This is a genomic window from Enterobacter sp. T2, assembly GCF_010692925.1.
Taxonomy (GTDB): Bacteria; Pseudomonadota; Gammaproteobacteria; order Enterobacterales; family Enterobacteriaceae; genus Enterobacter; species Enterobacter kobei.
Genome location: NZ_CP048736.1, coordinates 1,840,801 through 1,863,629, shown reverse-complemented (window position 1 = coordinate 1,863,629; position 22,829 = coordinate 1,840,801). Strand labels below are relative to the sequence as shown.

General features: G+C 58.7%; 21 protein-coding genes. 11 read left to right on the top strand and 10 right to left on the bottom strand.

Features of this window, described 5'->3' with window-relative positions; all coding sequences use genetic code 11:
• Position 1: 1 nt before the first annotated feature.
• Genes astB through astC form a run of 4 tightly spaced genes read right to left on the bottom strand, consistent with a single transcriptional unit; the run spans position 2 to position 5,049 of the window.
• The gene (gene astB / locus G0034_RS08840; RefSeq protein ID WP_023332760.1) at positions 2-1,327 is read right to left on the bottom strand and encodes an N-succinylarginine dihydrolase; all 1,326 of its coding nucleotides are present in this window, start codon (positions 1,325-1,327) and stop codon (positions 2-4) included.
• Positions 1,314-2,801 (bottom strand): succinylglutamate-semialdehyde dehydrogenase, encoded by a 1,488-nt coding sequence (gene astD / locus G0034_RS08835; RefSeq protein ID WP_179120728.1) that lies wholly within the window; start codon positions 2,799-2,801, stop codon positions 1,314-1,316. The genes astB and astD overlap by 14 nt, the downstream gene beginning before the upstream one ends.
• Entirely contained in the window at positions 2,798-3,832 is a 1,035-nt protein-coding gene (astA, locus tag G0034_RS08830) for an arginine N-succinyltransferase (protein WP_023332758.1), read from the bottom strand. Before astA ends, astD begins: the two co-directional genes overlap by 4 nt.
• Positions 3,829-5,049 (bottom strand): succinylornithine/acetylornithine transaminase, encoded by a 1,221-nt coding sequence (gene astC / locus G0034_RS08825; RefSeq protein ID WP_023332757.1) that lies wholly within the window; start codon positions 5,047-5,049, stop codon positions 3,829-3,831. Before astC ends, astA begins: the two co-directional genes overlap by 4 nt.
• Positions 5,050-5,482: 433 nt before the next feature.
• Between astC and xthA the strand changes: the two genes are divergently transcribed.
• The 6 genes from xthA (at position 5,483) to G0034_RS08795 (ending at position 11,657) form a co-directional block, all read left to right on the top strand.
• Positions 5,483-6,289 carry an exodeoxyribonuclease III gene (gene xthA, locus G0034_RS08820; protein WP_023337150.1) on the top strand — a complete coding sequence of 269 codons (807 nt, stop codon included), beginning with the start codon at positions 5,483-5,485 and terminating at the stop codon, positions 6,287-6,289.
• A gap of 6 nt (positions 6,290-6,295) precedes the next feature.
• Complete coding sequence (locus G0034_RS08815; RefSeq protein WP_032645241.1) at positions 6,296-6,979, top strand: TVP38/TMEM64 family protein; 684 nt, start codon at positions 6,296-6,298, stop codon at positions 6,977-6,979.
• A gap of 15 nt (positions 6,980-6,994) precedes the next feature.
• A complete protein-coding gene (locus G0034_RS08810) occupies positions 6,995-8,155 on the top strand; it encodes an ABC transporter substrate-binding protein (RefSeq protein ID WP_502706670.1) in 1,161 nt (386 codons plus the stop codon).
• Positions 8,128-9,657, top strand: coding sequence for an ABC transporter permease family protein (locus G0034_RS08805; RefSeq protein ID WP_179120726.1), 1,530 nt, complete (start codon positions 8,128-8,130; stop codon positions 9,655-9,657). Before G0034_RS08810 ends, G0034_RS08805 begins: the two co-directional genes overlap by 28 nt.
• Positions 9,657-10,277, top strand: a complete 621-nt coding sequence (locus G0034_RS08800) for an ATP-binding cassette domain-containing protein (RefSeq protein ID WP_179120725.1) — start codon at positions 9,657-9,659, stop codon at positions 10,275-10,277. The genes G0034_RS08805 and G0034_RS08800 overlap by 1 nt, the downstream gene beginning before the upstream one ends.
• Positions 10,278-10,349: 72 nt before the next feature.
• Positions 10,350-11,657, top strand: a complete 1,308-nt coding sequence (locus G0034_RS08795; RefSeq protein WP_179120724.1) for a sulfurtransferase — start codon at positions 10,350-10,352, stop codon at positions 11,655-11,657.
• On the opposite strand, the gene G0034_RS08790 is transcribed toward G0034_RS08795, so the two are convergent.
• Both G0034_RS08790 and G0034_RS08785 read right to left on the bottom strand, forming a co-directional pair.
• Positions 11,654-12,271 (bottom strand): CDP-alcohol phosphatidyltransferase family protein, encoded by a 618-nt coding sequence (locus tag G0034_RS08790; RefSeq protein WP_014883459.1) that lies wholly within the window; start codon positions 12,269-12,271, stop codon positions 11,654-11,656. The two genes, G0034_RS08795 and G0034_RS08790, sit on opposite strands and share 4 nt — an antisense overlap.
• On the bottom strand, positions 12,264-12,833 hold the full coding sequence (locus G0034_RS08785; RefSeq protein ID WP_179120723.1) for a carboxymuconolactone decarboxylase family protein: 570 nt from the start codon (positions 12,831-12,833) through the stop codon (positions 12,264-12,266). The genes G0034_RS08790 and G0034_RS08785 overlap by 8 nt, the downstream gene beginning before the upstream one ends.
• Positions 12,834-12,908: 75 nt before the next feature.
• Between G0034_RS08785 and G0034_RS08780 the strand changes: the two genes are divergently transcribed.
• Positions 12,909-13,325: a pyrimidine (deoxy)nucleoside triphosphate diphosphatase gene (locus tag G0034_RS08780; protein ID WP_179120722.1), complete on the top strand. Its 417-nt coding sequence runs from the start codon at positions 12,909-12,911 to the stop codon at positions 13,323-13,325.
• On the opposite strand, the gene G0034_RS08775 is transcribed toward G0034_RS08780, so the two are convergent.
• A complete protein-coding gene (locus G0034_RS08775) occupies positions 13,285-13,557 on the bottom strand; it encodes a YnjH family protein (RefSeq protein ID WP_014883456.1) in 273 nt (90 codons plus the stop codon). The two genes, G0034_RS08780 and G0034_RS08775, sit on opposite strands and share 41 nt — an antisense overlap.
• Positions 13,558-13,784: 227 nt before the next feature.
• Between G0034_RS08775 and gdhA the strand changes: the two genes are divergently transcribed.
• Positions 13,785-15,128 (top strand): NADP-specific glutamate dehydrogenase, encoded by a 1,344-nt coding sequence (gdhA, locus tag G0034_RS08770; RefSeq protein WP_014883455.1) that lies wholly within the window; start codon positions 13,785-13,787, stop codon positions 15,126-15,128.
• Positions 15,129-15,245: 117 nt separating this feature from the next.
• Here the strand turns inward: gdhA and G0034_RS08765 are convergent, their stop codons facing one another.
• From G0034_RS08765 to G0034_RS08755, 3 genes are all read right to left on the bottom strand, one after another.
• Complete coding sequence (locus G0034_RS08765; RefSeq protein ID WP_014883454.1) at positions 15,246-17,159, bottom strand: DNA topoisomerase III; 1,914 nt, start codon at positions 17,157-17,159, stop codon at positions 15,246-15,248.
• Between the two features lie 4 nt (positions 17,160-17,163).
• A complete protein-coding gene (gene selD / locus G0034_RS08760; protein WP_014883453.1) occupies positions 17,164-18,207 on the bottom strand; it encodes a selenide, water dikinase SelD in 1,044 nt (347 codons plus the stop codon).
• A 116-nt stretch (positions 18,208-18,323) separates the two neighbouring features.
• A complete protein-coding gene (locus tag G0034_RS08755) occupies positions 18,324-18,875 on the bottom strand; it encodes an NAD(P)H nitroreductase (RefSeq protein ID WP_014883452.1) in 552 nt (183 codons plus the stop codon).
• A 167-nt stretch (positions 18,876-19,042) separates the two neighbouring features.
• Here G0034_RS08755 and sppA point away from each other — a divergent pair, with 167 nt between their 5' ends.
• The 3 genes from sppA to pncA all read left to right on the top strand — a co-directional run bounded on the left by sppA (position 19,043) and on the right by pncA (position 22,630).
• On the top strand, positions 19,043-20,899 hold the full coding sequence (gene sppA / locus G0034_RS08750) for a signal peptide peptidase SppA (RefSeq protein ID WP_023332746.1): 1,857 nt from the start codon (positions 19,043-19,045) through the stop codon (positions 20,897-20,899).
• A gap of 63 nt (positions 20,900-20,962) precedes the next feature.
• Complete coding sequence (gene ansA / locus G0034_RS08745) at positions 20,963-21,979, top strand: asparaginase (RefSeq protein ID WP_179120721.1); 1,017 nt, start codon at positions 20,963-20,965, stop codon at positions 21,977-21,979.
• Positions 21,980-21,988: 9 nt separating this feature from the next.
• Positions 21,989-22,630, top strand: a complete 642-nt coding sequence (gene pncA, locus G0034_RS08740; protein ID WP_014883449.1) for a bifunctional nicotinamidase/pyrazinamidase — start codon at positions 21,989-21,991, stop codon at positions 22,628-22,630.
• The last annotated feature ends 199 nt before the right edge of the window (positions 22,631-22,829 follow it).

Below are 22,829 nucleotides of genomic sequence, written 5' to 3'. Positions count from 1 at the left end.
TTTAGCGCTGGAACGGATAAACCGATCCCAGTTGCAGGATTGATGTCAACGCGTCCAGCGCCTCGCGCCCTTCACGCAGAAGCTGCGGGTCAATCAGATCCGCCTGCGTTAACCGGTCGCGATAGTAGCGATCCACCCAGTCATTAAGGGTGGTAAACAGCGCTTCGTTCATCATGACTGCCGGGTTAACGGCCTGCATTTCATTCGGCGTTAATACCACGCGCAGACGCAGGCAGGCAGGACCGCCGCCGTTAGCCATGCTTTCACGCAGATCAAACACGCGCAGTTCGTCAATGGGGTTATCGGCCTTAACCAGTTGCGTCAGGTATTGCCAGACGCCTTTATGATCCTGTGACTCCTGCGGTAGCACCAGCATCATGCTGCCGTCATCGCGGCTCAGCAGCTGGCTGTTGAACAGATACGTTTCAACCGCGTCCTGCACGCTGACGGCCTGCGTGGGCACCTGAATGGGCATAAAGCCGGGTACGCGTTCGCGCAGTGTCGCGAGCAGCTTCTCCTGATGCGCAAACGCCTGCTCATGGCAGAACAGCACCTGACGGTTGGAAACGGCAATCACGTCGTTATGGAACACGCCCTGGTCAATCACCTGCGGGTTCTGCTGGGCAAAAATCACCTGTGAAGGATTGACCTGGTTCAGGCGAGCAACCGCCTGGCTGGCGGCCAGCGTCTGGCGGGCAGGATAGCGAACGGGGGCAGAATGACCGCCCTCCTCGCGCCCGTAGATAAACACCTGTACGCCAGGCTCGCCATAGTCGCCTCCGAGACGGTTATGGTTGGCCGCGCCTTCGTCGCCGAACATCGCCACCTGCGGCAGAGCCTGATGCACCTCAAAATGGGCGTCATGGTTGAAAATAGCGCGCAGCACGCGCTCGGTGGTTTCCGCTTCGGTGGCGCGGTGGAATTTGTTGTTCAGGTTAGCCACCGTCAGATGGACTTTGCCATCCAGCGTATCGGCTGACGGTGCGACGGTCGCCGCGTTCGCCACCCACATAGAGGAGGCGGAGCTCGCCGCCGAGAGCAGATGCGGCGTTTGCGTGCCCGCTTTTTCGACCACCTGCTCATCACTCCCGGTAAAGCCGAGCTGGCGCAGCACCGCCACGTTCGGCCGTTCCTGCGGCGGGATCACCGCCTGCGGAAACCCGGCATCTGCCAGCGCTTTCATTTTCTGCAGGCCCTGCTTCGCCGCCAGTTTCGGGTTGGAGACCTGAAACTGATGCTTCGTCGAGGCTTCATTACCAAAGGAGAGACCGGCATAGTGGTGGGTCAGCCCCACCAGCCCGTCAAAGTTGACTTCACGCGCTTTCATGACGATCCCCTTCGCTAAAATCCAGCCCCGGACTGAGCGTCTCCGGCAGCGTCAGCGCCGGGGTTTCCAGGCTCGCCATCGGCCATGCACAGTAATCCGCGGCATACCACGCGCTGGCGCGATGGTTACCCGACGCACCCACGCCGCCGAATGGCGCGGTGCTCGCCGCACCGGTCAGCGGTTTATTCCAGTTTACAATCCCGGCGCGCGCTTCCAGCAGCAGTTGATCAAACTTCTCGCGATGCGGCGAAATGAGTCCGCTCGACAGGCCATAGCGGGTGTTGTTTGCCATCGCAATCGCCGCATCAAAATCGTCGTAACGCCAGACGCACAGCAGCGGGCCAAAGACCTCTTCATCCGGCACGTTGCTCGCGCCGCTCATCTCAACAATACCCGGCGTCAGCAGCGAGGTTCCCGGCTGTACCTGCCTGGGTTCCAGCAGGTTTTTCGCGCCGCGCGCAACGTGGTTTTGCCAGGCGTTAAGCACATTCAGCGCGGCCTGTTCGGAAATCAGTCCACCCATAAACGGCTGCGGATCGGCATCCCACGCGGCGGGGACCAGACGTGCGCTGACGTCGACCAGGCGTTTCAGGAAGGCATCCCCTTGTGCGCCTCGTTTCACCAGCAGGCGGCGGGCACAGGTGCAACGCTGTCCGGCGGTGATAAAGGCGGACTGGATCGTCAGGTGCACCGCGGCGTCAATATCATCGGGGTCTTCAACAATCAGCGGGTTGTTGCCCCCCATCTCCAGCGCCAGAATTTTTTCCGGCTGTCCCGCCAGCTGGCGATGCAGCTGATAGCCCGTTCCGGCGCTGCCGGTGAACAGCAGACCGTCAATATCGCTCAGCGCACTGAGCGCCTGACCGGTTTCACGACCGCCCTGCACCAGGTTCAGCACGCCCGGCGGCAACCCGGCCTGTTCCCACAGTTTCACCACCGCCTCGCCGGTTAAGGGGGTTAACTCGCTCGGCTTGAAAATAACGGTATTGCCCGCCAGCAGTGCGGGAACAATGTGGCCGTTCGGCAGATGTCCCGGGAAGTTGTACGGACCAAATACCGCCAGCACGCCGTGCGGACGATGGCGCAGCGTCGCCGCGCCGTCCGGCATCTCGGTGTGTTGCTCGCCGGTGCGGGTATGGTATGCCTTCACCGAAATGGCGATTTTGTTGATCATCGCCGTCACTTCCGTTGCTGCTTCCCAGCGTGGCTTACTGGTTTCGGAAGCAATAATGCGCGTGAGCTCAGCTTTGTTCGCCTCCAGCAGCCCGGCAAACGTTTCAACAATGGTCTGGCGCGTGGCGAAAGGCTGTTTGGCCCACGCCGGAAACGCACGACGCGCGGCATGACAGGCTTGTTCCACCTGGCTGGCGCTGGCGTCATTTCCCTTCCAGAGCACCTCATTGCCTACCGGATTGGTCTTTACGCGCAGCTCGCCTTCGCCCGTTACCCAGTCACCGTTAATCCATAATGTCATGCTGTTTTCTCCTCAGGGCAGAGACGCACCAGACGAACCGTATCGCCGGCGTTACATTTCAGGGCATCCAGTTCTGCAGCCGTCAGCACCAGACGTTCACATTTCGGGTTAGTCCGCACCAGCATGGCGCGGAAGTGGGTGTAATTTTCGTTCGCCACCAGACATGCCGGCCAGTCGCCTGGCGCGGGCTGACCTTCAGAGACCTCTACCAGGCGGCTTTTACGGATCGCGCGAACGCGGTCGATATCGCACTCAAGCGTCGGTCCGCCGTCAAAGATGTCGACATAGTTACGGTAGCGGAAGCCCTCTTTCTCCAGCACTGCGCGAGCTGGCGCGGTTTGCGGATGCACTTCGCCGATCACCGCCTGCGCTTCCGGGCTAAGGAAATGGGTATAGATAGGATGCTTCGGCATCAGCTCGGCAATAAAGGCTTTCTGGCCGGTGCCGCAGAGATAGTCTGCACGGCTGAACTCCATAGAGAAGAAGCGCTCGCCCAGGCTCTCCCAGAACGGCGAGTAGCCGGTGTCATCGATCACGCCGCGCATCTCGGCGACCACCTTTTCGTTAAAGCGATCGCGGAAGGCAGCCATAAACATAAAGCGCGATTTGGAGAGCAGATAACCGTTGCCCTCTTTGCGCCACGCCGGGTCGAGGAACAGCGTACAGAGTTCGCTGGCACCCGTGTGGTCATTACAGAGAAACAGCGTCGGCAGCGCGTTATAGACGTTCAGCTCTTTCGACGCGTGAACCATGGTGCCAACGCGGTAGTTATACCACGGGTCGTTAAGACCGACGGCCACTTCAATGGCGCAGATCCCGGCCACCGTCCCCGTCTCGGTATCTTCCAGCACGAACACGTAGCCCTGTTCGCTTTTTGGCAACGTCCCCTGCCAGGTTTGCAGGGCGCGCTCAATGCGCGCCGACAGCGTTTTTTCATCGGCAGGAAGCGAGGTCAGCCCGCCTCCCGTCTTACCGGCAAGCTGCATGAGCCCGGCGATATCGCCGCGCTCAACGGGACGGATGACCATCATGATGACACCCCGGACTTCACTTTTTCACACGCCAGTGCAAATCGATCCAGACCGGTTTGCACCTCTTCCTCGCTGACAATCAGCGCGGGAGCAAAACGCACCACGTTGGCACCGGCAATCAGCACCATCACGCCCATTTTTGCCGCTTCCTGTGAAATAAGTTTAGCTTTTCCGGCAAACTCAGGGGTGAGCTCGCAGCCAATTAACAGCCCCAGGCCGCGAATTTCCTTGAACAGTCCGGTCTTGCCATTGATGGCGTTCAGGCGTTCAACAAACCAGTCGTGACGCTGTTTAACGCCCTTCAGCACCTCAGGGGTGTTAATGATGTCGAGAACCTGTCCGGCCACAGCGGTCGCCAGCGGGTTGCCGCCGTAGGTGGTGCCATGGGTGCCCACGGTCATCACGCTGGCGAATTTATCGGTCGTCAACGTGGCCCCAATCGGGAAGCCGCCGCCCAGCGCTTTGGCGGTTGAGAGAATATCCGGCGTCACGCCGTAGTGCATATACGCATACAGCTCGCCGGTGCGGCCGACGCCGGTCTGTACTTCATCGAAAATCAGCAGCGCATTATGGCGATCGCACAATTCGCGCAGCCCCTGAAGGAATGCTTTTTGCGCCGGAAGCACGCCGCCCTCGCCCTGCATCGGTTCGACGATCACCGCGCAGGTGGTGTCGTTAATCAGCTCGCTGGCAGACTGCAGATCGTTATAGATGCCGTGGCGAATATCCGGCGGCAGCGGTGCGAAATCCTGCGAATAAGAGGGCTGACCGCCCGCGCTCACGGTAAACAGCGTGCGTCCGTGGAAGGCATTTTTAAATGCCACAATCCCGCTCTTGTGGGTACCGAACTTGTCGTGGGCATATTTACGTGCCAGCTTCAGCGCCGCTTCGTTGGCTTCCGCCCCGGAGTTACAGAAAAAGACTTTTTCGGCAAACGTCGCGTCAATGAGCTTTTTCGCCAGACGCAGCGCAGGCTCGTTGGTAAAACCGTTACCGGTATGCCAGAACTTCGCGGCCTGATCGTTCAGCGCCTGACGCAGCGCCGGATGCGCATGACCCAGCGCATTCACCGCAATCCCCCCGGCAAAGTCGATGTACTCTTTCCCCTGCTGATCCCACAGGCGTGAGCCTTCCCCGCGAACCGGAATAAACGCCGCCGGCGCGTATACCGGCATCATCCATTCATCGAAATTTTCACGCGTAATTGACAGAGACATAGCGACCTCATCCGGTAAATAAAAGGTTATTTGAATGTTAAATAATTGAGTGTTTGCACTGTGAATGTAGATTGCAGCCTTCGTGCCAGCCAGCGATAAAAATGCATAAACGGGTTGAGGCAACAGAATATCAATGAGTTATGATATGGAGTTATTCACTGTTACTGCATAAAAAGTGAATATTTTTACGATAAGCGGCGCTTTGCCGCATGAAAATAAGAAATAGTATGCAAAGGCCAAATATAATTCTGGAATTGTGATCGCTCGCGAAATTTCCCCGCCATTTACGCCCTGTCCGGGGGCAAAACGCGTCAGGATGGTGCAAATATTGCACCACCGGCATTATCTGTCGCAGTTATTGGTCGAACCCGGTAACAGTTGATGCAAATTCTGCTACCATCCATGCACTATTCACCTTGCACTGGCAGCGACTATGAAATTTGTCTCTTTTAATATCAACGGCCTGCGCGCCCGTCCTCATCAACTGGAAGCCATTGTTGAGCAACATCAGCCCGATGTTATCGGCCTGCAGGAGACCAAGGTTCACGACGACATGTTCCCCCTCGAAGAAGTCGCGAAACTGGGTTACAACGTCTTCTACCACGGTCAGAAAGGTCACTATGGCGTCGCGCTGCTCACCAAAGAAACCCCGGTTTCCGTGCGTCGCGGCTTCCCCGGGGACAATGAAGAAGCGCAGCGCCGTATCATCATGGCGGAAGTGCCCTCTGCACTTGGCAATATCACGATCATTAACGGCTATTTCCCACAGGGTGAAAGCCGTGACCACGAGACAAAATTCCCCGCCAAAGCGAAGTTTTATCAGGATCTGCAGAACTACCTGACAACCGAACTGAAAAAAGAGAATCCGGTGCTGATCATGGGCGACATGAATATCAGCCCGACGGATCGGGATATCGGCATAGGCGAAGAGAACCGCAAGCGCTGGCTACGTACCGGCAAATGTTCCTTCCTGCCGGAAGAGCGCGAGTGGATGGAACGCCTGCTGGGCTGGGGCCTGGTGGATACCTTCCGCCATGCGAACCCTGAAACCCAGGATCGCTTCTCGTGGTTTGACTACCGCTCAAAAGGCTTTGACGACAACCGTGGCCTGCGTATCGACCTGCTGCTGGCCAGCTCGCCGCTGGCTGAACGCTGCATCGAAACCGGGATCGACTACGATATTCGCAGCATGGAAAAGCCATCGGACCATGCGCCGGTGTGGGCTAAATTCAAGCTCTGATCGCGCGTGAACAGTCGAAAACTACTCTTCCTGTGCGCCCTTCTGGGCGCATTTATTCTGACGTTTGTCATGTTGCCACCGGGCACGCTCTCTCTGGAAGGGATTAAAACTCACCAGCAGACGTTACTTTCCCATGTCGACCGCGCGCCGCTGCAGAGCGCAATGATCTTTTTTGCACTCTACGTAGCGGTCTCCGCCCTGTCGCTTCCCGGCGCGACGATCCTGACCCTGCTGGGCGGGACACTGTTTTCCCTGTGGGAAGGCACCGTGCTGGTCTCGTTTGCCTCTACGCTCGGGGCTACGCTGGCCATGCTTGCCAGCCGTTATCTCCTTCGCGACTGGGTTCAGCAGCGCTTTGCCCGACAGATGAATACGGTGAATACCGGTATGGCACGCGAGGGTACGGCCTATCTTTTTGCCCTGCGCCTGATGCCGCTGTTCCCGTTTTTTGTGGTGAATTTGCTGATGGGGGTGACCCGCATCACGGTGAGGCGCTACTGGTGGGTTAGCCAGGTCGCCATGCTGCCCGCCACGGTTGTCTTCCTCAACGCCGGGCGCGAGCTGGGAAAAGTGACATCGCTGCACGATATTGTATCGCCGGGTATGGTCTTCGCCTTTACACTATTGGGGTTATTGCCGCTGGCTACCCGCTGGCTGTATTCCCGTTACACCTCTTCGTTCAAAAAGTGAGGCATTATGCGCCGTGTGCGTTTTTGCACGTTTCTGACAGGCCTGCTGCTGGCCGCCCCCCTGTATGCCGCCGACAGCTGGCAAAGTATCCAGCAACAAGCCAACGGGCAGACTGTCTGGTTTAACGCCTGGGGAGGCGATCCGGCGGTCAACCGCTACCTTGAGTGGGTGAGCGGCGAGATGCAAATGCACTACGCCATTACCCTTAAAATCGTCCCGCTGGCCGACGCTGCCGATGCGGTAAAACGGATCCAGACCGAAGCCGCCGCGGGGCGCAAAACGAATGGCTCGGTCGACCTGCTGTGGGTCAACGGCGAAAACTTCCGCACGCTAAAAGAGGCTAATCTCCTGCAAACCGGGTGGGCGCAGAGATTGCCCAACTGGCGCTATGTCGATACCCGCAAACCTGTCACCGAAGATTTCGCCATTCCCACAGACGGCGCGGAATCGCCGTGGGGCGGCGCGCAGCTGACCTTTATCGCCCGCAAAACCAGCATGCCGACGCCGCCAGAAGATCCGCAGGCGTTGCTGGATTACGCAAGGCAGAACCCCGGCAAGCTCAGCTATCCCCGCCCGCCCGATTTTACCGGTACCGCGTTCCTTGAGCAGCTGCTGATGACGCTCACGGCTCATCCGGATGCGTTGCAAAAAGCACCCGATGACACCTTTGCCCAGGTGACCGCCCCGCTCTGGGCGTATCTCGATAAACTGCACCCGCTGCTGTGGCGTGAAGGGAAAGACTTCCCTCCCTCGCCCGCCCGGATGGATACCCTGCTTGCCAGCGGGAGCCTGAATCTGTCGCTGACCTTTAACCCGGCGCATGGGCAGCAGAAAGTGGCGAGCGGCGAACTGCCTGCCGACAGCTACAGCTTTGGTTTTAGCAACGGGATGCTCGGCAACGTCCATTTTGTGGCGATTCCGGCCAATGCCAGCGCAAGCGCTGGCGCAAAAGTCGTTGCCAACTTCCTGCTGTCACCGCAGGCGCAAATCCGCAAGGCCGACCCGGCCATCTGGGGTGACCCGAGCGTGCTGGATGTGAAAACGCTGCCCGAAGATGAAGCAAAACAGCTGCTGGCTCATACGCCGCAGGGGCTGCCGAAGGTTCTGGCAGAGCCGCAGTCCGCCTGGGTTAACGCGCTGGAGCAGGAATGGCTGCGTCGTTACGGCACCCGTTAAGCTGGCTTGTCTGGCTGGCGATGGCGATTATTTATCTGCCGCTCCTGCCCGCCGGTGCCATGCTTCTTGCTCCGGCATTTTCTGTCGTTAACTGGCAGCGTCTGCTGATCGACCCACAATTGCCTCAGGCAGCCATCGCCACCCTGGTTTCAACGCTTATCGCCACGCTGGGGGCGTTGTTTATCGCCCTTTCTCTCGTGGCCCTTTTCTGGCCCGGCAAACGCTGGCGGCGTCTCAGTACACGCCTGCCGTGGCTGCTGGCCGTGCCCCATGTGGCTTTCGCCTCCAGCGCGTTGCTGCTGTTTGCCGAAGGCGGTCTGTTTTATCAGGTCTGCACCGTCTGTTCACCTCCGTATGACCGCTACGGTATCGGGCTGGGTCTGACGCTCGCGGTCAAAGAGAGCGCGTTTGTGCTGTGGGCGATTTACGCCGTGCTGCCGGAAAAACGGCTCGCACCGCAGAAGATTGTCCTGCAGACCTTCGGCTACGGGCGTTTTCAGACGCTTAACTGGCTGCTCCTTCCGGCGATCGCGCCGGTACTCGGCGCGGTGATGCTGGCGGTGCTGGCGTGGTCGCTGTCCGTCGTGGACGTGGCGATCGTTCTCGGGCCCGGTAACCCGCCGACGCTGGCCGTGCTGGCCTGGCAGTGGCTGAGCCAGGGCGACGTACAGCAGCAGGCAAAAGGGACGCTGCTGTGCCTGCTTCTCCTTCTGCTGCTGGCCGCGCTTGCTGCGCTGGGCTACGGGCTGTGGAAGGTGTGGTGTCGCACGTTTGCACATCCGACGGGCGCACGCCACAGGTCTCATCTCGCCCTGCCAGAGCGTGTATTCAGCGGCTTTCTGCCCGCGTGCGGGATACTTTGCGCCGCGGTGCTGTTGATGCTGGCCCAACGGGACGATGTTGGCCCGGTGAGTACCAGCCTTTCTTTCGGTCTGCTTTCGAGCCTTGTCGCCCTGATCGTCATTTTTCTCTGGCTGGAATGGGGGCCGCAGCGAGGCGCTCCGTGGGTGTGGTTACCGCTCGCGCTCCCGGCGCTACCGCTGGTCACGGGGCAATATGCCATTGCGTTACATCTGGGCCTCGACGGGCACTATGCCGCCGTGCTCTGGAGCCATCTGCTCTGGGTACTCCCCTGGATGCTGCTGGTGCTGCAACCGGCCTGGCAAAGGCTCGATCCCCGGCTTATTCTTACCGCCAGGACGCTCGGCTGGCGGCGGTCAAAAATCTTCTGCCTGCTGAAATGCCCTCTGCTGGTGCGCCCTGCGCTGCTGGCCTTTGCCACCGGTTTTTCAGTCAGCATGGCGCAATATATGCCGACGCTGTGGCTGGGCGCAGGTCGTTTCGCCACGCTGACCACCGAGACCGTCGCGCTCAGCAGCGGGGGCAGCATCCCGGTTCTCGCTAACCGGGCGCTGGGTTTACTGCTGGTCACGGGCACGGTGTTCGGTCTGGCCTCACTCTTCTCCCGCCTTGCGGGCCGCTATCGTCAGGGATTACGTTAATGTTGAAGGTAAAGGATCTCACCATCGAACCGCTTTTCCGCGAGGTCAATTTTTGCGTTCCCCGCGGGGAGATCGTCACCCTGATGGGCCCCTCCGGCAGCGGAAAATCGACCCTTTTTGCCTGGATGGTCGGCGCATTATCAGATGATTTTCAGGCACGGGGCGAGCTGTGGCTCGATGAGCGTCGCTGCGACGGTCTTCCCGTTGAATCTCGCGGGCTGGGCATTCTCTTTCAGGACGCGCTGCTGTTTGATGCGTTCAGCGTCGGACAAAATTTGCTGCTGGCGTTGCCTGAGCGGATCGCCGGACGCGCACGTCGGGAAGCCGTCGAACTGGCGCTGAATTCCGCCGGGCTTGGTGACCGTTACGCCAGCGACCCGGCAACCCTTTCCGGCGGTGAGCGCGCCCGGGTCAGTCTGCTGCGCGCCCTGCTCGCTGAACCGCAGGCACTGCTGCTGGATGAGCCCTTCAGCCGCCTCGATAAAGCGTTACGCATGACGTTTCGGGCCTGGGTGTTTGACACCGTCCGGGCGCGCAATATTCCGGTGGTGCTGGTCACCCATGATGAGGACGATATTCCGCCCGCCGGCGAGGTGATTGAGATTTCTCGCTGGCAATAATGTGCTAACGCAATGTTTTTGGTTTCGGGAGAGACGACAATGCCCCCTCTTTTACTGACGTCAGGTTATTCGATGAAACGTGTTTCTCAACTGACCGCGCTGGCCCTGCTCTGCGGCCTCGCTTCGTTTTCCTCTCAGGCGGCTGAAATGGCCAATTCACTCACGCTGTCCCAGCTTCAGGCGCAGCACGGTACGCCTGTCGACACCCGCGCCAGCGCGTTCTACAACGGCTGGCCGCAGACCCTCAGCGGTCCTTCCGGGCATGAACCCGCAGCGCTCAACCTTGCGGCCAGCTGGCTTGACGCAATGAGCGATGAACAGCTGGCGCGCTGGGCTAAACAGCATCAGCTTTCGCCTGCGACGCCTGTCGCGCTGTACGGCGACGATAGCGCCAACCAGGCGGTGAAAGCGCGCCTGGAGAAAGCCGGATATCACGCTATCTCGCTGCTCAGCGATGCCCTGCAAACCCCGGACCGCCTGCAGCGTCTGCCGCACTTTGAACAGCTGGTCTATCCGCAGTGGATCCACCAGCTCCAGCAGGGTAAACCGGTGACAGCCGCGCCCGCGGGTGAATGGAAAGTCATAGAAGCGGCCTGGGGCGCGCCGAAGTTTTATCTGCTAAACCATATTCCCGGCGCGGGATACATCGACACCAACGAAGTGGAAAGCGAGCCGCTGTGGAATAAAGTCTCCGACGACAAGCTGAAAGCGATGCTGGCAAAGCACGGGATCCGTCACGATACCACCGTCATTTTGTATGGTCGTGACGTTTACGCCGCCGCGCGCGTGGCGCAGATTATGCTGTATGCAGGCGTGAAGGATGTGCGCATACTCGATGGCGGCTGGAAGGCGTGGTCAGATGCGGGTCTGCCGGTTGAACGCGGTACGCCAGGGAAAGTGAAACCCGCCCCTGATTTTGGCGCACAGATCCCCGGTCAGCCGCAACTGATGGTGGATATGGAACAGGCGCGCGGTATGCTGCACCGCCAGGATGCCTCTCTCGTCAGTATTCGTTCGTGGCCGGAATTTATCGGCGAAACCAGCGGCTACAGCTACATCAAGCCAAAAGGTGACATTGCCGGCGCCCGCTGGGGCCACGCGGGAAGCGATGCCACCCACATGGAAGATTTCCACAACCCGGACGGCACCATGCGCAGCGCCGACGACATCACCGCCATGTGGAAAACGTGGGATATCCTGCCGGAGCAGCACGTCGCCTTTTACTGCGGCACCGGCTGGCGAGCGGCTGAAACCTTTATGTACGCTCGGGCGATGGGCTGGAAGAACGTCGCCGTCTATGACGGCGGCTGGTATGAGTGGAGCAGTCACCCGCAGAACCCGGTCTCCCGCGGTGATCGCGGGCCCGAGAGTACGCGTTAAGGTTTGAGTGACTTTAGCGTCACATAACCGCTCCAGATGCGCGTTGTGGTGGTCAGCCAGCACAACGCGCCAAATATCCACGCGAAAACGGCAAAATGCGCCGGAAACAGGCAGCACAGCACGAACAGCACGATGGTCTCCGTCCCCTCCGTTAACCCGCCGATGTAGTAAAACGACTTGTGCGCATAGCCGGGGTTGTCGATATTGTGCTTCGCCGCCAGTGCCGCAAAGGCCAGAAAGCTGCTCCCGGTGCCAATAAATGCGAACAGCAGCCAGGCGGCAGCCAGCGTATTCTGTTCAGGTGCCGCCAGCGCAAAGCCAAACGGCACCAGCGCGTAGAACAGGAAATCGAGCGCGATATCCAGAAACCCTCCCGCATCCGTTAGCCCTCTCCGACGTGCCAGCGCACCGTCCAGACCATCCAGCAGGCGGTTCAGGACGATGGCGACCAGTGCTGCCGGGTACCAGCCGAGGGCCAGAAATGGCAACGTCAGCAGGCCGATGGCAAACCCCGCCAGGGTAAGTCCGTCGGGCGTAATGCCCGGCTTATCCAGCGCAGAGACCAGACGATTCAGCGCGGGTTTTATCCGTGGGTGCAGGTGACGGTCAAGCATCAGGCTTCTCTTTAAACGTGGCGCACAGCCCCTGCGCCGGAATATCCAGCGCGGCGTTAAAGCGGGCGGAGAGATTCTGAAAGGCGATGAGCGCCGTCATTTCAGTAATAACCTCATCGGTAAAGTGGCGTTTCAGCGCCGTTTTGATTGCTTCATCCACCCTGGGCGGCGTGGCGGTGACCGCCTCAGCATAGGCCAGCGCCGCGCGCTCTTGTTCACTGAACAGGTCAGAGTCTGGCCAGTCGCTCACGGCCTGGACTTTATCCAGCGCCCCGCTGCGCTCGGCCAGACGCAGGCTGTTAGCATCAATGCAAAAAGCACAGTGGCACAGCTGCGATACCCGCGTCATCAGCAGCGAGCGGAGTTGCGGCGTCAGGCGCGCGTTTCTTCGCTCCAGAAAACCGACAAACAATGCGACCAGCCAGAACAGACGCGGCATGCGCCCCCACCAGCGCGTGGGATTCAGGACTGCACCAAAGTGTTTTCGCTGCATGGCGGCAATCGGTTTTACGCTCGCCGGAAGGGTTGGGATGGGTTCTACCCAGGTGGACGACTCTTTCACCTGTTTCTCCTGATGACTGGACTCTTTGAAAGGGCACGATAATATGTCGTTTTTCGCTATCAAGTATTGACGACCATGCTAAAAACAGTCGATGTCGTTGCGGCCATCATCGAAAAAGACGACAAAATTTTACTGGCCCAGCGCCCTGCTCACGCCGATCAACCGGGAATGTGGGAATTCGCTGGCGGAAAAGTCGAGGCCGGTGAACCCCAGCCTCAGGCGCTAATCCGCGAGCTGCGTGAAGAGTTGGGTATTGAGGCGCAGCCCGCGAAGTATGTGGCAAGCCACCAGCGCGAAGTGTCGCAGCGGTTAATCAACCTGCACGCCTGGTATGTTCCTGCCTTTAGCGGAGCGTTAACCGCACACTACCACAGCGCGCTGGCGTGGTGCACGCCGGAAGAAGCGTTGAGCTACAACCTGGCCCCGGCGGATATTCCGCTGCTGGAGGCGTTTATTCTTTTACGCGCCGCCAGACCAGCGGGTTCGTGCTGATCGCGCGTTCATCACGCTGGCATTGCAGCAAAACCCCGTCCGCTTTTACCACTGCTCCTTCAGAATAATTTTGATCCTGATAGATACAGCACTGGTTACAGGGTTGCGCACGCTGGCCGCCGGAGCTAAAGACCTCCGGCGGGACATTCACCTCCACGTCCGGGCGAATGCGGTCAGCCTGCGCGCCAGCGGTCAACATCAACGAAAATGCAGCCATCACGTAACGATTCATAGACTTGTCTTCCTGTTATGTCCTGATAATGACTATAACGGTTAATCGGGCAGAATCTTTAATTTCACACATCATCGCTTTTTGTTATGACGCAGCGCGGGTCATTAATTTCCCTTTCACCCTACATTTCTGCTTGCTTCACAAAGCAGTACGGGTGGTATAGTCAAAAAAACAACACAAATCGCATAAGCAATATACATAAATGACTATAAGGGGTTCTTATATCTATGGATCAGACACGCTCTCTGGAAAGCTTTCTTGCCCATGTTCAGCAGCGCGACCCGCATCAGAGCGAGTTCGCTCAGGCCGTTCGTGAAGTGATGACCACCCTGTGGCCTTTCCTTGAAGAAAACCCGCGTTATCGTCAACTGTCGCTGCTGGAACGTCTGGTTGAGCCAGAACGGGTGATCCAGTTCCGCGTGACCTGGGTGGATGACCGCAATCAGGTCCAGGTCAACCGCGCCTGGCGCGTACAATTTAACTCCGCCATCGGCCCGTTTAAGGGCGGCATGCGTTTCCACCCTTCCGTGAACCTGTCGATCCTGAAATTCCTCGGCTTTGAGCAGACGTTTAAAAACGCGCTCACCACCCTGCCGATGGGCGGCGGGAAAGGCGGGAGTGACTTCGATCCTAAGGGGAAAAGCGAAGGTGAAGTGATGCGTTTCTGTCAGGCGCTGATGACCGAGCTCTGGCGCCACCTTGGTCCGGACACCGACGTACCGGCGGGGGATATCGGCGTGGGGGCCCGCGAAGTGGGCTTTATGGCCGGGATGATGAAAAAGCTTTCCAACAACAGCGCCTGCGTCTTTACCGGCAAAGGATTGTCGTTTGGCGGGAGTTTGATTCGCCCGGAGGCGACCGGATATGGTCTGGTCTACTTCACCGAGGCGATGCTCAAGCGTCACGGGTTAGGGTTTGAAGGGATGCGCGTGGCGGTGTCCGGCTCCGGTAACGTGGCGCAATACGCTATCGAAAAAGCGATGCAGTTTGGCGCCCGCGTGGTGACGGCCTCGGACTCCCGTGGCACGGTGGTGGATGAAGCGGGCTTTACGGCAGAAAAACTGGCGCGCCTGTGCGAAATTAAAGCCAGCCGCGACGGGCGGCTCGCAGACTATGCCCAGGAATTTGGGTTGACGTATCTGGAAGGCAAGCAGCCGTGGGGTGTTCCGGTGGATATTGCCCTGCCGTGCGCCACGCAAAACGAACTGGACGTGGACGCCGCGCGCACGCTGATCGGCAACGGCGTGAAGGCGGTGGCCGAAGGGGCGAATATGCCGACCACCATCGATGCGACGGATCTGTTCCTCGAAGCGGGCGTGCTGTTTGCCCCAGGCAAGGCCGCCAATGCGGGCGGCGTGGCAACCTCCGGCCTTGAGATGGCGCAAAACGCCGCGCGTCTTGGCTGGAAGGCGGAGAAAGTGGATGCCCGTTTGCACCATATCATGCTAGATATTCACCACGCCTGCGTGGAGTACGGCGGTGAAGCGTCGCAAACGAACTACGTGCGCGGAGCGAATATCGCCGGATTCGTGAAGGTGGCGGATGCGATGATTGGGCAGGGTGTGATTTAAGCTTTCACTGTGTTCTCGCCCTGTAGGCGCGGTAAGGCGTAGCCGCCACCGGGCTTTTTTTCAGGCCGCAGAGCTGCTTTTCGCCGGGTGGCGGCTACGCCTTACCCGGCCTACGGTTTAAGAAGCTGCCGCGCTCTTTTTCTTTTTAAAGGGCTTCTTCGCGCCGCTACCCGGCGCAACCATCCCTCTGAACCGCTTCACCGGCGTACTGCGTGCCTGATCGATCAACTGATACAGCGTCCCCACCAGCGGCTGCATAAAGTCCTGGTAGCGGCACTGCTTTTCACTGATTTGCGTTAGCACGGATTCCCAGTGCGCGGTCATGTCCGGCCTCGCGGCCAGCTCCGGAAGGGAGTGGATGAGCGCCCGCCCCGGCTCCGTGGAGTGGATATAGCGTCCTTTTTTCTCCAGGAAGCCGCGCTTGAACAACAGTTCGATGATCCCCGCTCGCGTCGCTTCCGTACCCAGACCGTCGGTGGCGCGCAAGATTTTCTTCAGATCTTTATCCTGCACAAATCGGGCGATCCCGGTCATGGCCGACAGCAGCGTCGCATCGGTGAAATGGCGTGGCGGCTGGGTCTGACGTTCAACCACTTCACCTTTCTCGCACAATAACTCGTCATCTTTGGCGACTACCGGCAGCGGCGTACCGTCGTTCTCCTCGTCACGCTCTTTGTTGCCGAGCAGCGTGCGCCAGCCCGCTTCCGCGAGGAAACGCGCTTTGGCGATAAACTTACCTTTGGCAATCTCAAGCTCAATGACGCATTTGCGGAACACCGCGTCCGGGCAGAACTGCATCAGATACTGACGGGCGATGAGGTTATAGACCTTCGCTTCGTTATCCGTCAGGTTAACGTGGCTGGCGCGTGCCGTCGGGATAATTGCATGGTGGGCGTCCACCTTTTTATCATCCCAGCAGCGGTTATGGGTGTCCGGATTCACCACCGGCTGCGGCAGGAGATCGGCGGCGTGTACGCTTATCGCGTTCAGTACCGCGTGGCGACCGGCAAAATGTTCTTCCGGCAGATAACGGCTATCCGAACGCGGATAGGTGATCAGCTTGTGGGTTTCATAGAGCTTCTGGCAGATATCCAGCACGTTTTGCGCGCTGAGGCCAAAGCGCTTCGCCGCCTCAATCTGCAAGGCCGAGAGCGAAAATGGCAGCGGTGCGGGTTCTGATTCCCGTTTATCGTTATAGCTGGTGACGATGGCAGGCTGACCGGTAATACGGTTAACCACATGCTCCGCCAGCGGACGGTGCAGCAAGCGCCCCTCTTCATCCTGGTACGATTCACAGGCATCGCTCGGCTGCCAGACGGCGGTAAAGCGTTCGTCCTTAGGCGTAACGATATGCGCTTTCACTTCAAAGAAATCTTTGGCGACGAAGTTCTCAATCTCTTCATCACGACGCACCACCAGCCCCAGCACCGGCGTCTGCACGCGGCCCACGGAGAGTACCCCCTGATAGCCCGCATTACGCCCGAGGATGGTGTAGGCGCGGGTCATGTTGATCCCGTACAGCCAGTCAGCGCGCGCGCGCGCAAGCGCCGAGACGCACAGCGGGATAAACTCGCTGTTGGCACGCAGACGCGAGATCGCACGCTCTACCGCCTGCGGGTTGAGGTCGTTTATCAGGCAGCGCTGTACCTGCTGGCGTTTTTCCGGCGCCAGCTCGAGGTAGTCCAGCACTTCATCTACCAGCAGTTGCCCTTCCCTGTCCGGGTCACCTGCGTGAACCACTTCAGAGGCTTCGTGCAGGAAACGCTTGATCACGTTCAGCTGTTTGGTCACCGAAGGCCGGGGCTGCAGGCGCCATTTTTCCGGCACGATGGGCAGATCGTTGAGGTTCCAGCGGGCGTAGCGGCTGTCGTAGACGTCCGGCTGCGCCTGCTCAAGCAGGTGACCAATACACCAGGTCACCACCTGCCCGTTACCGCATTCGATAAAGCCGTCGCCCTTGCGGTGCGGCTTCGGCAACACGTCGGCGATGGCGCGCGCCAGGCTCGGCTTTTCGGCAATAAACAACCGCATCGAATTAACGGATCTCAATCATCGGTCGGCCACCGCGTGCGGTCACCAGCTCGCCGATCGCCGTAAGGGTAATGCCAAACTCGGCAGCCGTTGCCTGAACGTCAGCTTCGGCTTCCGGTGTGACCGCCAGCAGCAGGCCGCCGGAAGTTTGTGGATCGCACAGCAGGTTGCGCCACTCTTCAGGCATCTCGCCCATCAGGTGACCGTAGCTGGCAAAGTTGCGCTGAGTACCGCCCGGCACCGCGCCCTGCGCAATGTACTCTTCCACGCCCGGCAGTTTCGGCACGTCCTGATACCACACCTGTGCCTGCACGCCCGCGCCCTGACACACTTCGGAGAGGTGTCCCAGCAGACCAAAACCGGTCACATCGGTCATCGCCTTCACGCCGTCGATATTGGCGAATGCCGCGCCCGCAAGGTTCATCTGGCACATCACTTCCGTTGCCAGACCTTTGTGTTCCGGCTTCAGCAGGGATTTTTTCTCGGCGGTCGTGAGTACGCCAATGCCGAGCGGCTTGGTGAGGAACAGCTTGCAGCCCGCCTGCGCGGTGCTGTTGCGCTTCACGCGCTCGGTCGGCACCACGCCCGTGACGGCCAGGCCAAAAATAGGTTCAGGCGCGTCAATCGAGTGACCACCGGCCAGCGCAATTCCCGCCTGCTGACAGGCGAAACGGCCGCCATCAATGACGTCGCGGGCAATTTCCGGCGCGAGGGTATTAATTGGCCAGCCCAGAATGGCGATGGCCATAATCGGCTTACCGCCCATCGCGAAGATATCACTGATGGCGTTGGTGGCCGCAATGCGCCCGAAATCGAAGGGGTTATCGACAATCGGCATAAAGAAGTCAGTGGTGCTGATAATGCTGGTGCCGTTACCTAAGTCATAAACTGCAGCATCGTCACGCGTTTCATTGCCGACAAGCAGGTTCGGGTCGACAAACTTCGCCTGTTCACTGTGCAGAATGGTCTCCAGCACTTTCGGGGAAATTTTACAACCGCAACCGGCTCCGTGGCTGTACTGCGTTAAACGAATGGTTTGCTCGCTCATGGACGTCTCCTGTCATCTCAATCGCGCTATGGTAGCGCTCATTCCATAAAGAGGTAAGTATGACTGTCTGAATTCTGCGGCAGATGCTCAGAATCCAGACAGTTTAGCGTGGGTTATCAGAAACGGCTGACGAAAGGCGAAGTGTCCGGCACGCTGATGGTGCTGGAGGCTTTAAGCTGCGGCGTACCGAGGTAGAGGAAACCGACAATTTTATCGTGCTCACCGCAGCCAAAACCGTCACGGACTACCGGGCTCTCGGTCAGCGGACCGGTACGCCAGATACCGTTAAACCCCTGTGCGACAGCGGCCATTTGCATCGCCATTACCGCGCAGCCAGCAGACATTTCCTGCTCCCAGACCGGGACTTTGTGGCCAGCCTGACATTTCGCCACGACGGCGATGATCATCGGCGCACGGAACGGCGCATTGCGCGCTTTATCGATACCTTTCTCATCCTGCCCGACGGCAACCGCGCCCTGCTCCAGCAGCTGGCTGAAACGATCGCGGCCTTCACCTTCAATCACAAAGAAGTGCCACGGCTGCAGCGTGCCGTGATCGGGGGCACGCATCCCGGCACGCAGAATGTTTTCCAGCTGCTCGCCCGCCGGGGCAGGTTCGGCCAGACGTGACGCGCTGCGGCGGTTAACAAGCAGTTCAAGTGCGTCCATTGGTTAACTCCTTTATTGAAATTTACTCACAAAATTAACACGGCCGCAGATTTTGTTACAGCCTGGCAGGCGATTCCTGCTGACAAGTGGCGGTTGGGTCATTACGATAACCCAACATTACCGTCCAGTGGCGACGGAAACAGTCATTTTCTGGTTAGGGAGAATACATGCGAACCCTTTGGCGAATCTTTGCCGGTTTCTTTAAATGGACGTGGCGACTGCTCAACTTCGTCCGCAACCTGGTGATGAACATCTTCTTCATCTTGCTGGTTCTGGTTTGCGCAGGCATCTGGATGCATATCAGCAATGCGAATCAGGCGCAGCATTCAACTCGCGGGGCGCTGTTACTCGATATCACCGGCGTCATCGTGGATAAACCGTCCACCAGCAACCGTCTGGGGGTCATTGGCCGTCAGCTGTTTGGCGCGACGTCCGACCGCCTGCAGGAAAACTCCCTGTTCGATATTGTCGATACTATCCGTCAGGCCAAAGACGACCGAAATATCACCGGGATCGTACTGGATCTGAAAGATTTTGCCGGAGGCGACCAGCCTTCAATGCAGTACATCGGTAAAGCGCTGCGTGAATTCCGCGACAGCGGTAAGCCAGTGATCGCCGTGGGCGACAGCTACAGCCAGGGGCAATATTATCTGGCAAGCTTCGCCAACAAGATCTGGCTCTCTCCGCAGGGGACGGTCGATCTGCACGGCTTTGCCACCAACGGCCTGTACTACAAATCGCTGCTCGACAAGCTGAAAGTGACGACCCACGTCTTCCGCGTCGGCACCTATAAATCAGCCGTGGAGCCGTTTATTCGCGACGATATGTCCCCTGCTGCCCGTGAAGCGGACAGCCGCTGGATTGGCGAGCTGTGGCAGAACTATCTGGGCACCGTGGCCGCTAACCGTCAAATTACCGCTGAGCAGGTCTTCCCGGGCGCACGTGGCGTGCTGGAGGGTCTGCGTAAGGTTGACGGCGATACCGCGAAATATGCCCTCGACAATAAACTCGTTGATGCGCTGGGTACCAGTGCGGATATCGAAAAAGCCCTGACCAAACAGTTTGGCTGGAGCAAAGAGGACAAAAACTACAGCGCGATCAGTATGTATGACTACGCTGCGAAAAAACCGGACGAGAGCGGTGACAGCGTAGCCGTGGTGTTTGCCAACGGCGCCATCATGGACGGTCAGGAAACCCCGGGTAATGTCGGCGGTGACACCACCGCGTCGCAAATCCGTGACGCGCGCCTTGACCCGAAAGTGAAAGCCATTGTTCTGCGCGTAAACAGCCCGGGCGGCAGCGTGAGCGCCTCCGAAGTGATCCGCGCTGAGCTGGCCGCGGCCCGCGCTGCGGGCAAACCGGTCGTCGTCTCCATGGGCGGAATGGCGGCATCAGGTGGGTACTGGATCTCCACGCCAGCCAACTACATTGTGGCTAACCCAAGCACGCTGACCGGCTCTATCGGCATCTTCGGGGTGATTAACACTGTGGAAAACAGTCTGGATTATCTGGGCGTGCACACCGACGGTGTTTCTACGTCGCCGCTGGCAGATGTGTCGATAACAAAATCCCTGCCGCCGGAAGTGTCGGAGATGATGCAGCTGAGCATTGAGAACGGGTATAAGCGCTTTATTACGCTGGTGGCTGACTCGCGTAAAAAGACGCCAGAACAGATTGACCAGATTGCTCAGGGCCACGTCTGGACCGGTCAGGACGCGAAGAACAACGGACTGGTGGACAGTCTGGGTGACTTTGACGACGCCGTGAAGAAAGCGGCCGACCTGGCGAAGCTCAAGCAATGGCACATTGAGTATTATCAGGATGAGCCGTCATTCTTCGATATGGTGATGGACAGCATGTCTGTCTCCGTTCGCGCCATGCTGCCGGAGGCGCTGCAGGCTTACCTGCCTGCGCCGGTTGCCACTGCAGCGAAGGCGATGAAGACGGAAAGCGATAAGCTCGCGGCCTTTAACGATCCACAAAGTCGTTACGCGTTTTGCCTGACCTGCGCGAACGTCCGTTAAAAACCGTCCCCTCTTCCCGCGAAGAGGGGATTTTTTTCTTTTGAAGAACAAGAACTCACTACCATGCAGAAGAAATCGATTTATGTAGCCTACACTGGCGGTACCATCGGTATGCAGCGCTCTGAAAATGGCTATATTCCTGTCTCCGGCCACCTTCAGCGTCAGCTTGCGTTGATGCCTGAGTTCCACCGTCCGGAAATGCCTGACTTTACCATCCATGAATACGAGCCGCTGATGGACTCCTCCGACATGACGCCAGAAGACTGGCAGCACATCGCGGATGACATTAAAGCGCATTACGACCAGTACGACGGCTTCGTGATCCTGCACGGTACCGACACCATGGCGTTCACGGCCTCGGCGCTCTCCTTCATGCTGGAGAACCTGAGCAAGCCGGTTATCGTCACCGGGTCGCAAATTCCGCTGGCGGAGTTACGCTCCGACGGGCAGATCAACCTGCTGAACTCCCTGTACGTGGCGGCAAATTACCCGATTAACGAAGTCTCGCTGTTCTTTAACAACCGTCTGTATCGCGGCAACCGCACGACGAAAGCCCATGCCGATGGTTTTGACGCCTTCGCCTCACCGAACCTGCAACCGCTGCTGGAAGCCGGGATTCATATCCGTCGTCTGGGCACGCCGCCTGCACCGAATACCGCTGGCGAGCTGATTGTGCATCCGATTACCCCGCAGCCCATCGGCGTGGTCACCATTTACCCGGGTATTTCCGCCGACGTGGTCCGCAACTTCCTGCGCCAGCCAGTGAAAGCGCTGATCCTGCGCTCCTACGGCGTGGGCAACGCCCCGCAGAACGGTGAGTTTCTGAAAGAGCTTCAGGAAGCCAGCGAACGCGGAATTGTGGTGGTGAACCTGACCCAGTGTATGTCCGGCAAAGTGAATATGGGTGGCTATGCCACCGGCAACGCGCTGGCACATGTGGGTGTCATCAGCGGTTTCGATATGACCGTTGAGGCGACGCTGACTAAACTTCACTATTTACTGAGTCAGGATCTGGACATTCAGTCCATTCGCAACGCCATGATGCAAAATCTGCGCGGTGAACTGACCCCTGACGAATAAGGAGGCCTCATGACGCAACGCGCCCTGCTACTGGTCGATTTGCAAAATGATTTCTGCGCAGGCGGCGCGCTGGCCGTCGCCGAAGGTGACAGCACCGTTGACGTGGCGAATACGCTGATTGACTGGTGTAAAGCCCGCGGTGAAGCGGTGGTCGCCAGCCAGGACTGGCACCCGGCTAACCACGGCAGTTTTGCCAGCCAGCACAACGTCGAACCGTTCACTCAGGGTGAACTCGACGGGCTGGCGCAAACCTTCTGGCCGGATCATTGCGTGCAGCAAACGGAAGGCGCGGCGCTGCATCCGCTCCTGAATCAGAAAGCCATCGACGCGGTGTTCCATAAGGGTGAAAACCCGACAATAGACAGCTACAGCGCGTTTTTTGATAACGGTCATCGTCAGAAGACCGCGCTGGACGCGTGGTTACGCCACCATGAAATCACGGAGCTGATTGTGCTGGGGCTGGCGACAGATTATTGCGTGAAGTTTACCGTACTGGACGCGCTCCAGTCAGGCTACACCGTCAGCGTGATCACCGACGGCTGCCGCGGGGTCAACATTCACCCTCAGGACAGTGCTCAGGCGTTTATGGAGATGGCTGCCGAAGGCGCGACGCTGTATACCCTGGCAGACTGGCTGGAAACGCAGGCGTAGTTTTTTAAGCCGGGTGGCGGCTTCGCCTTACCCGGCCTACTTTCTCTGGAGCGCAGCGCCACCCGGCATTTCTTCTCCAATCCCCATAAAGTGAACTCCCTCGCATCCTCAGCGAAGCGGCAATGCTATTCTCGTCAGGTTGTTTTTTCGCCACGCCTTTTCTGTGGCGTGGTTATTTTTATTAAGTCAAAGAAGAAAT